Origin of the sequence: Janthinobacterium sp. BJB401 (assembly GCF_013372745.1) — a bacterium.
GTDB lineage: Bacteria > Pseudomonadota > Gammaproteobacteria > Burkholderiales > Burkholderiaceae_D > Janthinobacterium > Janthinobacterium rivuli.
The window spans coordinates 73389-85670 of the sequence record NZ_JABXFH010000003.1; the positions used below are offsets into that span (position 1 = coordinate 73389).

A 12282-nucleotide genomic window follows, 5' to 3' on the forward strand; every position below is an offset into this window, starting at 1 on the left:
GGATTACGCTGCGCTAATCCGACCTACGCACTTATGCGGGCACACCCAGAATCACGCTCGACGCCTTGAACATCGCCGTCACGCTGCTGCCAAGCGCGATGCCCAGGTCGGTACTGCTCTGATTCGTGATGATGGCGGCAATCGTGCCGCCGCGCGGCAAGTCCAGCACCACTTCCGTGTTGACGGCGCCCGTCTGCACGCGCGTGACCGTGCCGGCCAGCTGGTTGCGCGCGGAAAAGCGCGCGCCTTCGCTATCGGCCACGAGGATGATGGACGAAGCCTTGATCAGCGCGAACGCTTCCGCGCCCGGCACCAGGCCCAGGCTGGTGCTGCTGCCCTGCGTGACGATGGCCACGATGTGCTGGCCACCGGGCAATTCCAGGATGACTTCGTCGTTGACAGCGCCCTGTTTCAGTTCGGCCACCTTGCCCAGGAATTGATTGCGCGCCGTCGTTTTCATGGCCATTCTCCGTATGAGTAAAAGGTCGTCGGCGATGCCTTCGGCCTGGCTGCCCAACTGGCGCAGGTAGCGGGCATGCTCGCGCTCGATGATGCGGAAATTGTCGACCAGCTGGCGTCCCCGTGGCGTGAGCCGCGTGCCGCCGCCGCCCTTGCCGCCCGTCAGGCGCTCGACCAGCGGTTCGCCAGCCAGGTTGTTCATCGCATCGATGGCGTCCCAGGCCGCCTTGTAGCTCATCTTGACGAGCTTGGCCGCCTGCGTGATGGAGCCGCATTCGGCGATGGCGCCCAGCAATTCCACCCGGCCGGCGCCGCCCAGGTTTTCTCCGCCCACCGTCATCCATACCGAGCCTTGCAGGCCAATTTCCGCTGCCGCTGATTTATCCAATGCGTTCACCCAATGCCATGTGGTCTTCCCTGTTATCGATCTGTCCGTCGCGCAAGTACAGCACGTGCTCGCCCAGGATGCGCGCATCTTCCGGATCGTGCGTGATCAGGATCATGGGCACGTCCAGACGCTGCTGCCACTGGCTCAATTCCAGGCGCATTTTGACACGCAGGGCCGGATCGAGGGCGGCAAACGGCTCGTCGAGCAGCAACGCGCTCGGCTCGGCCACGAGCGCCCTCGCCAGCGCCACCCGCTGGCGCTGGCCTCCGGACAACTCGTCGGGGAACTGATGCGCCAGTTCCTGCAAGTGGAAGGCATCGAGCCAATGCTCGACCTTCTGCAATTTTTCGCGCGCGCGCGGGTTGAACCAGCCGCGCGCCAGGCCGAAGCCCACGTTCTGGCGCACCGTCAGGTGCGGGAACAGCGCGTAATCCTGGAACAGGTAGGCGACATTGCGCTGCTGCGGCGGCAAATTGATGCCGGCGGCCGAATCGAACAGGGTGCGCCCGTTCAGGCGGATATGGCCTGCATCAGGCGTGAAGAGTCCGGCAATGGCTTTCAAGGTCATGCTCTTGCCGGCGCCGGACGGGCCATACATGGCGATGCGCTGGCTGCCGGAGGTGCATCGCACCTGCAGGTCGAAGCGGCGTTTGCCGGAGCGCAAGGTGGCGCGGAGGTCGAGGTCGAGTTGCATAGTGGTCATTTATGAGCGACGCGCCCGGGCGCCAGGCGGCCAGCAGTCAGCAGCACCACGATGCAAACCAGGGAGGTGATCAAGACCAGCGTATTGGCCAAGTCATCCTTGCCCGCCTGCACGGCTTCAAACACGGCCACCGACAGGGTTTGCGTCTTGCCGGGGATGCTGCCGGCCACCATCAGGGTGGCGCCGAATTCGCCCAGCGCGCGAACAAAACCCAGCAGCACGCCGGCCAGGATGCCGCGCCAGGCCAGCGGTAACGTGACGCGGAAAAAGATCGCCATTTCCGAAATGCCCAGCACGCGGGCCGCCTGCTCCAGCTGGCCATCGACGGCCTCGAAGGCGGCGCGCGCGGGCTTGAAGACGAGGGGAAAGGCGACCACGGTGGAGGCGATTACGGCGCCCTGCCACGTAAAGATGAGGTTGATGCCGAAGTTATCCTGCAGCCAGATACCCAGGGTACCGCGCCGGCCCAGCAGCACCAGCAGGTAATAGCCGAGCACGGTGGGCGGCATCACCATCGGCAGGGTCAATAGGGCGTCGAGCAGTTCGCGCCCGCGAAAACGCGTGCGCGCCAGCAGATAGCCCGTACCGATGCCGAGCAACAAGTTGAGCGCCGTGGCCCAGGCCGCTACCTTGAGCGACAGGGCCAGCGCGGTCCAGGCGATATCCATGTGCAGTCGTTTGCTTTATGGCTTTTTAAATCCGTACTTGGCGAGAATGGCTTGCGCCGGCGCCGTCTGCAAATAGCTGACGAAGCGCTTCGCTTCGGCCGCATTGCCGCTGCCCTTGATGGTGGCGATCGGGTACAGCACGGGCGCTTCCAATGGCACCTCCAGCACCACGCTGACCTTGCCTTTCATGATGGCCGCGTCGGTGGCGTAGACAAAACCCGCATCGACTTCGCCGCGCGCCACGTAGTCGAGCGACTGGCGCACGTTCTGCGTGCCGATGGCCTTCGCTTGCACGGCGTCCCACAGCTTCGCCTTCTTCAAGGCGCCTTCCGAGTAACGGCCGACGGGCACGCTGGCCGGGTTGGCGATGGCCACGCGGGTCACGTCCTTGTGCATCAGATCCGTCAGGCTCTTGATGCCCAGCTTGCTATCGTGCGGCACGATCAGCACCAGGCTGTTGCCGACGAAGTCCATGCGGTCGGCCGGCAAGACGAGGCCCTGCTTTTGCGCCGCATCCATGGTTTCCTGGTCGGCCGAGGCAAACACGTCCACGGGCGCGCCCTTGACGATCTGCTGCAGCAGCACGCCCGAGGCGGCAAAGTTCAGGGACACCTTGCTGCCCGGATACTGCGCCTCGTAGCTTTGCGCCGCATCCTTGAACGCATTCGTCAGGCTGGCCGCGGCCGACACGACCACTTCGCCGGCAAGGGCGGATGTGGCGGCGGTGGCGAGAAGAGCGGTGCCAATGAGTCGGGCGAGGGAGGTGAGGCGCATGGTCGTATCCTTGTAAAGTGAACGGTGACAAGGAGCGTAATATACACGCATATATAGCGTTCTGCCATCGCCCAGGTCAAGGCAATGCCAATGGCATTGACAGTTGGGGATAGCCGGACTATTTTTAACAAGAATATCCACTATTTCCAGGGTTAAACGATGGGATATGCGGCGATACTGCTTGGCCCCTCGATGCTGCTGGCGGTCATTCTCCTGGCATTGGCCATCGAGAAGCGCCATCCCCTGGAACAGCAGCCTGCGGGCGCGTCGCGCTTCAATCTGGCGTATATGGTCATCTATGCCGCCAGCGGCGCCATGCTGGCTCCGCTCACGGCCATCGTCACGGTGCGGCTGGTCAATACGGTCGGCGGCGGGCTCATCGATCTCGACGCGTCAGGCTCGATGCTGGCGCCGGCATTCATCGTGTATGCCCTCAGCATGGATTTTCTGGAATACGCCTTTCATCGCGTGCAACACCGCATACCCACCCTGTGGGCCATGCATTCCTTCCATCACAGCGATGCGGCCATGAATGCCAGCACCACGACCAGGCACTATTGGGCCGAAGCGGGCATCAAGGCACTGAGTATCTATCTGCTTGCGGGGATCTTGTTCAAGACCAACATGGTGATTTTAGGAATGTACGGAATCCTGGGCTTGTATCATGTTTTCCCGCATATGAATGTCCGGGTCGGCTTTGGCCGCTGCTGGATGTTGTTCAATTCACCGCAGTACCATCGCGTTCATCACTCTGTGCAAGCGGAACATTTCAACCGTAATTTCGCAGGGCTGTTCCCCGTCTTCGACCGGCTGTTCGGCACCCACCATATTCCCCGCGCGGGAGAATATCCACCGACGGGTCTGGACACAGGCAAGGCGCCGGGAACCTTGCTTGACGCGCTGACGTGGCCAGTGCGCAGCAAGGCCCGGCCCGTCCCCTAGACCCTAGACGCGCGCCACCGCCGCCTCGTCGCGCCGCGCATACTTTTGCGCAATCACGGCGCAAATCATCAGCTGAATCTGGTGGAACAGCATCAGCGGCAGAATCACCATGCCCAGCGAACGCGTGGAAAACAGCACCTTGGCCATGGGCACGCCGCTGGCCAGGCTTTTCTTCGAAGCGCAAAAGACGATGGCGATTTCGTCTTCCTTGTTGAACCCCAGGCGGCGGCTGACAAAGGTGGAAATGCCCAACACCAGCGCCAGCAGCAGGGTGCTGATCAAGCCCAGGGCGACCAGCGTTTCCACCGAAATCGTATGCCACAAGCCTTCACTGACGGCTTCGCTGAAGGCCGTGTAGACCACCAGCAAGATCGAACCCTGGTCGACGTATTTCAGGGTGGCTTTATGGCGGTCGACCCAGCGGCCGATCCAGCGGCGCAGGAACTGGCCGGCCAAAAACGGCAACAGCAGCTGCATGACGATGGACAGCACGGCGTCCACCGACGACTTGCTTTCGGCGCCCTTGGCCACCAGCAAGCCGACGAGGATGGGGGCAAGGAAGATGCCGATGAAATTCGAGGCCGAGGCGCTGCAGATGGCGGCCGGCACATTGCCGCGCGCCATGGCCGTCATGGCAATCGACGATTGCACCGTGGAAGGTAATGCGCACAGGAACAAGATGCCCATGTACAGGTCGGGCGTGAGAAACGTCAGCGCCAGCGGGCGCAGGGCCAGGCCCAGCAGCGGAAACAGGACAAAAGTGCTGGCCAGCACCAGCAAGTGCAGGCGCCAGTGCATGGCGCCGGCCACCACGGCTTCGCGCGACAGCTTGGCGCCATGCAGGAAGAACAGGGCGCCGATGGCGACGGTGGTGATGTTGCCGAAGACCACGGCCGTCTGGCCCGTGCAAGGCAGGAAAGTGGCCAGCGCCACGGTGACGAGCAGGGCGAGGGTGAAATTATCGGGTTTCAGATTGCGCAGCAGGGCAGCGGGAGAAAAAGAGGACATGCGGTAGCCTGGTAACGGCGCAGCCTTGCAACAGCATGCTGTGCCGGGGATGACAAACAGCGCCGGGAGCGGCGCCAGTGCTGGCTATTCTACCTGCATTGTCCGGCTCCTTGCCCAGCTCCTTGCCTGGCGGCATGGCTTGCCCGGTAAAACCACGCGGGCAAAAAAATGCCCTGTCCGCAGACAGGGCAACCCGGAGTAAAGTACAGCGCGAGGCGTTACCGCGAGGGGATTAGCCGGCGGCTTTGACTTTCAGCTCGTTCTTGATTTCTTTCACGCCGCTCACGGAAGCGACGATCTGCACGACGCGGTCACCCGCTTCGGCGCTCGGCACGTCGCCCGACAGGACGACCACACCTTGCTGGGTTGCTACCTTGACTGGCAGGGCAGCGGCTTGCGCATCGGCGCTCAGGGCGGCCTTGGCCGAGGAAGTGATGGTTTCATCAGGGACGGCTGCGGCAGCGTTGGCGGCCACGACGGTGTCAGCAGGAGCTTGTGCTTTTGGTGCGGAGTCAGCGGCATGCGAAGCGGTGATCGAGGCGCCCGACAGTACGATAGCGGCGACCAGGGTATTGAACAGTTTCGATGTTTGCATGGTAGTTCCTCTCAATGAAGTTAAAAGCTTCTTACTTGGATAAAGCAACACTTTGAAGCGTCACATCTACCCATACAGCAAGCGCCGTGCCAACTTTTAAATTTCTTTTAAAATCAAGCACTTACATTCAATCTCGATTTTTCCGGCCCGTTTCGCGGCGATCTGGCCGGAAAAACGAGGAATTTTGTCGCCTGATAGCGACAGCTTGTGGCAATACCGTCAATGTTTTACGCCAAGCCCTTGATTTTACACGCTTTATTTTTGTCGCTATTCAGCGACAGGGTCGCCATCGCCCCGAAACAGGGCCGGCGTCAGCTCGTATTTCTGTAATAAGCGGTAGAACTCCGTGCGGTTGCGGTCGGCCAGGCGGGCCGCGTCGGCCACGTTGCCATCCGTCAGGCGCAGCAGCTGAATCAGGTAGTCGCGCTCGAAGCGCTGCTTGGCTTCGTTGTAGCTGAGCGCTTCCAGCGATGGCACGCGCAGGGCCCGCTGCACCAGCGACAAGGGCACCAACGGCGCCGTCGCCAGCGCGCACACTTGCTCGACGACATTGACCAGCTGGCGCACGTTGCCGGGCCATGGCGCGGCCACCATGGCAGTCAAGGCATCGGGCGCGAAGCCGTTCAACGGTTTTTGATACTTGGCTGCCAGTTTCTGCAGGAAATGGTTCGCCAGCAGGGCGATGTCTTCGCGGCGCTCGGCCAGCGGCGGCAGGGTCAAGGTCACGACATTGAGCCGGTAATACAAGTCTTCGCGGAATTGCCCCTCGGTCATCGCCACGTCCAGGTCGCGGTGCGTGGCTGACAGCAAGCGCACGTCCACCGGACGCGTCTGGTCGGCGCCGACGGGGCGCACGGCCCGCTCCTGCAGCACGCGCAGCAGTTTCACCTGCAGCGGCAAGGGCATGTCGCCGATCTCGTCCAAAAACAGGGTGCCGCCATCGGCCGCCTGGAACAAACCTTCGCGGTTGCCGACGGCGCCCGTAAACGAGCCCTTCACGTGGCCGAACAGTTCCGATTCCAGCAGCTGCTCGGGAATGGCGCCGCAGTTGACGGCGATGAACGGCGCCTTGGCGCGGCGGCTGGCGTTGTGCAGGGCGCGCGCCAGCAACTCCTTGCCCGTGCCGCTGGGGCCACGAATCAGGATGCTGGCGTCGGAGCCCGCCACCAGCTTGGCTTCGGCCAGCAACTCGGCCATCTGTGAACTACGGCTGATCAGCTCGGCGCGCCAGCTTTCATCGCCCGATGCTGGCGCCGGCATGACGGTGGACAAGTTAATCGCATACGCCACTTTTTCCATCAAGAGCTTGCCGTCGAACGGTTTCGTCAGATACGCAAACGCGCCGCGCGCCGTCGCGTCGACGGCGTCGGGGATGGTGCCGTGGGCTGTGAGCAAAATGACGGGCAGGGCCGCATGCTGGCGGCGGATTTCATCGAACAGGGCCAGGCCGTCGCGACCCGGCAATTGCACGTCGGTAATGACCAGGGCCGGCAATTCCACGGCCAGGCGCGCCAGCGCCGCTTCCGCGCTGCCCACGGCCGTCACGCGGTAATTGCCCGCCTTCAGGCGAATGGTCAGCAGGCGCAGCAGGTCGGGGTCGTCGTCGACCAATAAGATGTGGGCGTGCTCGCTCATTTCGGCGCTCCCGCGGCGGGGCGCACTGACAGGCTGCGCTCGATGTTTTTCAATGCTTCAAGTTTTTCATTGAGCAAGTCGTTGCGGCGCTGGGCGTCGCGCAGCTGCGTGTTGAGCTTGTCGATGCTCTCTTCCTGGCGGCGCAGTTCCGCATACTGGCTGCCCAGCAATTGCGCCAGCGGCGCCAGCAGTTGCGCATCCTTGCCCGTGGCCGTGGCCAGCGGTTCCAGCAACGCTTGCGCGCGGGCCAGGTCGCCGGGACCACGCAAGGCCGCCTGCAGCATGGCGCGGCGCAGCGTGTTGTGCGGCGCATGGTCGGCTTTCGCCAGGTCCAGCTGCGCTTTCACCAGTTCCGACGGCGTCATCAGGCGCAAGGCGCTTTGATACGCCAGCAGTTCCGTCAGCTGGGGGTCCATCACCACCACCACACGCGGCGGCGTTTGCACCAGCACGGGCGTCTGGATGGGGGGCTTGGCGGCGCAAGCGCCCAAGAGCAATGCGCAAACGGCCATGCCGGCCAGGGAATTTCTCGTCATCATAAGGGCAGTTCTATCCGAAAATGCGCGCCGGCGGGGCGCGGTAAAAGAGTGACGCTGCCATCGTGGGCGGCGATATATTCGCGCACGATGGACAGGCCGATGCCATTGCCGTTGCGCGCGCCGGCCGCCTGGCGCACTCCCTGGTAAAACGGTTCAAAAATGCGCGCGGCATCCTCGGGCGCCACGCCAGCGCCCTCGTCGATGCAATCGATGCGCACGCGGCCGCCTTCGCAAGACAGGGTGAAATGCACGGTGCCGCCTTCCGGGCTGAAGCGCACGGCATTCGACAGCAAATTGGCCAGGGCCGTCGCCAGCTTGTCGCGGTCGGCCTGCACGATCAGGGATACGCCCTGCACCTCGACCGTCAACCGGCGCGCCAGCCATTGCAGGCGCTGCCCGGCCACCACATCTTGCAGCAAAACGAGCAAGTCGACCTTGCTGTGCGCCAGATGCTGGGCGTCAAAAGCGGCGGTATTGTAGCGCAGCAAGTCCTCAATCTGGGTTTGCAGGGATGCCGTGTTTTGCTGCAGGATGCCGGCGATTTCACGCTGGCTGTCGCTGAGCTTGCCCGCCACCTCATCTTCCAGCAGAGCCACGCCTTCGCGCAGGGCCGCCAGCGGGGTTTTCAGCTCATGCGAAATGTGGCGCAGAAAACGTTCCTTGTCGGCATCGAGGTCGGCCAGGCGCTGGCGCAGCCAGTCCAGCTGCTGGCCCAGGCGGCGCGTATCGGCCGGGCCGCCGACGACGATGGGCTGGTCGTAGCGCTTGTCGCCCAGGCGCCCGATGGCCGTCTCGATGCGGCGCAGCGGGCGCGACAGCAAGAAGCCGAAGCAGGTGGCCAGCACGGCCGCCAGCAGCACGGCGCCACCGACCAGCACGCCCAGCAGGCGGCGCTGGCGTTCCAGCTCGGCCAGCAAGGCGTCGTTGCGGCTGCCGATTTCCGTCTTGCTTTCGCGCGCCAGGCTGTCATTGATCTGTGTCATGCGGGCAAACGCGCGGTACACAACGGCGTGGCCATCGCGCTTGCGGCGCTTGCCCGCCTGTAAAACTTCCCACGCCGATTGCGCCTGCACCGTCCATTCGTCGGCCAGCTGCGGGGCGAACTCGGGCGTGGCGCGGTTCAGCACTTGCAGCGCCGCCGTCGCTTCGTCGCGGGCCGCCGCAAAGCGCTCGCGGAAGACGGGATCGTCGAGCACGAGGAACTGGCGCGCGCTACGCTCCATGGCCAGGGTGCGCTCGGACAGGCGCTGCGACTGTTCCGTCAGGGCAATCGCCTGCGCCGCCGTCTCGCGCCCCAGCCGCGCCAGGTGTTCCAGGGTCAGCAGGGCTTGCACGGAGGTGGCCGTCAAAATGCCCGTCGTCAAAATGAAGGCGGCAAATAACAGTTGGCGAAAGGAAAGTCGAGACAAGATAGGCGCCTTCGGTTCAGTCTGGATGACAAAAGGCGCATGGTACGCTAAGCGTACATTCGGAGACGCCACCCACCCGTGAATGATCAATTTAGCAAGACTGTCGCTTTTCCGGCTGCCAGCAAAGCCCCGGCGGCGGCGCGCGAATACTCCTAGTACAATAGGGAAAAACTTCACGCAGGCATCAAAGTGGCCTTCGGCCCTGGCATTGCGCCACTTTGCCCCCACATGTGATGCAGCCCCACCGACACTCCGAATCACCTACCGCAGAGATCCCATACCGCATGAGCACATTTGAAAAAGTCAGCAGCAACTTCATTCCAGTCTTGCAGGCAACCATCGAACAATATGTCGAGCCAGCAACGGGCATGCGCCATATCCACATGCATACCGAGCAGGCTGAGATGGTGTTCCTGGTGGCCTTTCCCACTGTGCCGGAAGTGAGCGACGGGCGCGCCCACATCCTGGAACACCTGGCCTTGTGCGGCTCGTCACGCTACCCGGTGCGCGACCCGTTCTTCTCGATGCTGCGCCGCTCGACGGCCACGTTCATGAATGCGATGACCTATCCGGACCGCACCGTGTACCCGTTCGCCAGCACCGACCGCAAGGATTTCTTCAACCTGCTCGACGTCTACCTGGACGCGGCCTTCTTCCCCAACCTCGATTACCTGAATTTCCGCCAGGAAGGCTGGCGCCACGCGTTCGAAGGCGACAAGCTCGTGTACCAGGGCATCGTCTTCAATGAAATGAAGGGCGCTTTCAACAGCCCCATGCGCGCGCTCGACAGCGGCATCGCCAGCGCCTTGCTCAAGGGCACGACGTATGAAGTCGAATCGGGCGGCGATCCGCTGAATATCCCCGAACTGACGCATGACATGCTGAAAGCATTCCACGCTAGCCACTACCACCCGTCGCAAGCCGTGATCATGACCGCCGGCAATATCGAAGCGTCGGCCGTGCAGGAACAGGTAAGCGAGCGCGTGTTGTCCAAGCTCAGCGGTTTCTCCGAACGCCGCCTGCCGCAGCTGGCGCCAGCATGGACGGCGCCGCAGGAAAACATCGTGAAAATTCCGTCGCAGGAAGCGCGCGACGATGAGTTCGGTCTGCAATTCGCCTGGCTGATGGGCGAGTCGAGCGACCCCATCGCCTACTACCACGCGCATTTGCTGTCGCACGGCTTGCTCGGCGAATCGTCGGCGCCCGTCATGCGCGCCATGGAATCGGCTGGCTATGGCCGCCCATCGGACATGAATGGCCGCGACGCGGGCATCCGCCAGATGGTGTTCCACATCGGCATGGAAGGTTTAACCCAAGAACAGATCGCCGATGCGCACCAGCGCATCTGGACGGCCCTGGAAGAGACGGCGGAAGAGGGCATTCCGGCCGCCGTGCTGCACGCGGCCTTGCGCGACATCAAATACAGCCAGCGCGAAATCAGCAGCGGCCGCATGCCTTACGGCCTGGGCCGCTTGTTGCACGCCTTGCCGCTGGCCATGTATGGCGGCGACGTGATGGACGCGTTCGACAATGCGGCCATCCTGGAAACCCTGGAACAGCAGATCGACGATCCGGCCTTCTTCAAGCAACTGGTACGCGAGCTGATCGCCAACCCGACCCGCTTGACGACGCACGTGGTGCCTGACAGCGCCTACTTCACGGACCGCGCCGCCCAGGAAGACGCCAAGCTGGCGGCCCTGCAAGCGACGCTGACGGATGCCGAGCGCGAACACATCGTGGCCGAGTCCGCCGCGCTGGAAGCGCATCAGCAACTGCCATCGAATTCCGAAGTCTTGCCGCGCATCCGCCCTGGCGACGTCAGCGCCTTGCCGCGCCCGGCCTTGCCGATTCCCCCTGCCGTCGACGGCGCCGTGGCGTTCAGCATCGCCTCGAACGGCATCAGCTATGCCAACGTGCTGTACGACGTGTCGAGCCTGCCGGAAGCGTCGTGGCCATGGCTGCGCCTGTACACGGACCTGGCGCCGGAACTGGGCGTGGGCGACATGTCGTTCGACGACGCCAGCGCCTGGCGCCAGAGCATGGTGCCCTCGTTCCACATCGGCCTGGAAGCCATTCCCCGCCCGCAACAAGCGATGCGCGTGGAATTGTCGTTCTCGGCCAGCGGCTTGCGCGAAGAACACGCGGCGATTGCCGCCGTGCTGTCGGCCTGGATCGCCAAGCCCCGCTTCGATGAAGAAGAGCGCCTGGCTTTCCTGATCGAAAGCCTGGTGCAAGACAAACTCTCCAGCCTGGCCGAGTCCGGCAACCGCTACGCCATGCTGGCCTCGGCAGCTCCCCTGTCGCCGACGCGCCGCTTCGACGACATCGTCGGCGGCCCGGCAGCGCTGCCGTTCTACCGCCGCCTGCAACAGCTGAGCAAAACGTCGGCAGGCTTGCAGGAAATCGCGCGCGAGCTCGACACCCTGCACGCGCACATCATCGCCCAGCAGCCAACCGTGCTGTGCGCCGGCCTGGAACAGGATGGCATCACCCTGGCCCGCTTGCTGGAATTGCCGGCAGCCAGCACGCAGACGGATGCACCGGCCATTGCCGTCGCAGCTGCTGCCTTGCCGCTGGCCAACACGGCCCTGCATGCGACGAGCCAGATCAACCATTGCTTCGTTTCCTGGGCCGTGCCCGGCGTGCACAATCCGGACGCTGCCGCCCTGGCCGTGGCCGCTGAACTGATGACCAACCAGGTGCTGCATACGGCCCTGCGCGAAAAAGGCGGCGCGTATGGCGGCAGCGCCAGCTACGCGGCCGGCGCCGGCACGTTCACCCTGAGTTCCTACCGCGACCCGCGCCTGGCCGGCACGTTCGCCGACTTCGGCACGACGCTCGATCAGATCCTCGACGGCGATTTCTCGCAGGAACAAGTGGAAGAAGCCATCATCTGCGTCATCAAGGGCCTCGACAAGCCGCACTCGCCGTATGCGGAAGCGCTGACGGCGTGGAACATGCAGCAGCGCGGCACGACGGAAGCCGTACGCCAGCAATTCCGCACCGGCGTATTAACTTGCACCCTGGCGCAGATCAAGGAAGTCACGCGCACCTGGCTGAAGAACGGCCAGCCGAGCCGCGCCGCGTTTGCGGGCAATACGACGCAAGACCTGGCGGGGCTGGAAGTGGTGGATTTGCTGGCGCTGGCTTCCTGAGCTAGCC

Annotated in this window: 11 protein-coding genes; 2 read left to right on the plus strand and 9 right to left on the minus strand. The window is 63.5% G+C overall.

The features are described from left to right. Positions 1–31: 31 nt before the first annotated feature. From HWE17_RS03325 to modA, 4 genes are read right to left on the minus strand one after another with little or no spacing between them, the layout of a single operon-like run. Positions 32–799, minus strand: a complete 768-nt coding sequence (locus tag HWE17_RS03325; protein WP_176387901.1) for a TOBE domain-containing protein — start codon at positions 797–799, stop codon at positions 32–34. A gap of 40 nt (positions 800–839) precedes the next feature. After that, positions 840–1550: a sulfate/molybdate ABC transporter ATP-binding protein gene (locus tag HWE17_RS03330; RefSeq protein WP_225243185.1), complete on the minus strand. Its 711-nt coding sequence runs from the start codon at positions 1548–1550 to the stop codon at positions 840–842. After that, the gene (modB, locus tag HWE17_RS03335) at positions 1547–2218 is read right to left on the minus strand and encodes a molybdate ABC transporter permease subunit (protein ID WP_176387807.1); all 672 of its coding nucleotides are present in this window, start codon (positions 2216–2218) and stop codon (positions 1547–1549) included. The genes HWE17_RS03330 and modB overlap by 4 nt, the downstream gene beginning before the upstream one ends. A gap of 15 nt (positions 2219–2233) precedes the next feature. Beyond that, positions 2234–2992: a molybdate ABC transporter substrate-binding protein gene (modA, locus tag HWE17_RS03340; protein ID WP_176387808.1), complete on the minus strand. Its 759-nt coding sequence runs from the start codon at positions 2990–2992 to the stop codon at positions 2234–2236. Between the two features lie 192 nt (positions 2993–3184). Here modA and HWE17_RS03345 point away from each other — a divergent pair, with 192 nt between their 5' ends. Further along, on the plus strand, positions 3185–3934 hold the full coding sequence (locus HWE17_RS03345) for a sterol desaturase family protein (protein ID WP_217916686.1): 750 nt from the start codon (positions 3185–3187) through the stop codon (positions 3932–3934). A gap of 3 nt (positions 3935–3937) precedes the next feature. Here the strand turns inward: HWE17_RS03345 and HWE17_RS03350 are convergent, their stop codons facing one another. The 5 genes from HWE17_RS03350 to HWE17_RS03370 form a co-directional block, all read right to left on the minus strand. Continuing rightward, complete coding sequence (locus tag HWE17_RS03350) at positions 3938–4942, minus strand: bile acid:sodium symporter family protein (protein WP_176387810.1); 1005 nt, start codon at positions 4940–4942, stop codon at positions 3938–3940. A 232-nt stretch (positions 4943–5174) separates the two neighbouring features. Then, entirely contained in the window at positions 5175–5537 is a 363-nt protein-coding gene (locus HWE17_RS03355) for a BON domain-containing protein (protein WP_034752546.1), read from the minus strand. A 267-nt stretch (positions 5538–5804) separates the two neighbouring features. After that, positions 5805–7172, minus strand: coding sequence for a sigma 54-interacting transcriptional regulator (locus HWE17_RS03360; protein WP_176387811.1), 1368 nt, complete (start codon positions 7170–7172; stop codon positions 5805–5807). Further along, complete coding sequence (locus tag HWE17_RS03365) at positions 7169–7711, minus strand: hypothetical protein (protein WP_255206098.1); 543 nt, start codon at positions 7709–7711, stop codon at positions 7169–7171. The genes HWE17_RS03360 and HWE17_RS03365 overlap by 4 nt, the downstream gene beginning before the upstream one ends. Then, a complete protein-coding gene (locus HWE17_RS03370; protein WP_176387812.1) occupies positions 7708–9120 on the minus strand; it encodes an ATP-binding protein in 1413 nt (470 codons plus the stop codon). Before HWE17_RS03370 ends, HWE17_RS03365 begins: the two co-directional genes overlap by 4 nt. A gap of 284 nt (positions 9121–9404) precedes the next feature. Here HWE17_RS03370 and HWE17_RS03375 point away from each other — a divergent pair, with 284 nt between their 5' ends. Then, on the plus strand, positions 9405–12275 hold the full coding sequence (locus HWE17_RS03375) for an insulinase family protein (protein ID WP_176387813.1): 2871 nt from the start codon (positions 9405–9407) through the stop codon (positions 12273–12275). Positions 12276–12282: the final 7 nt, after the last annotated feature.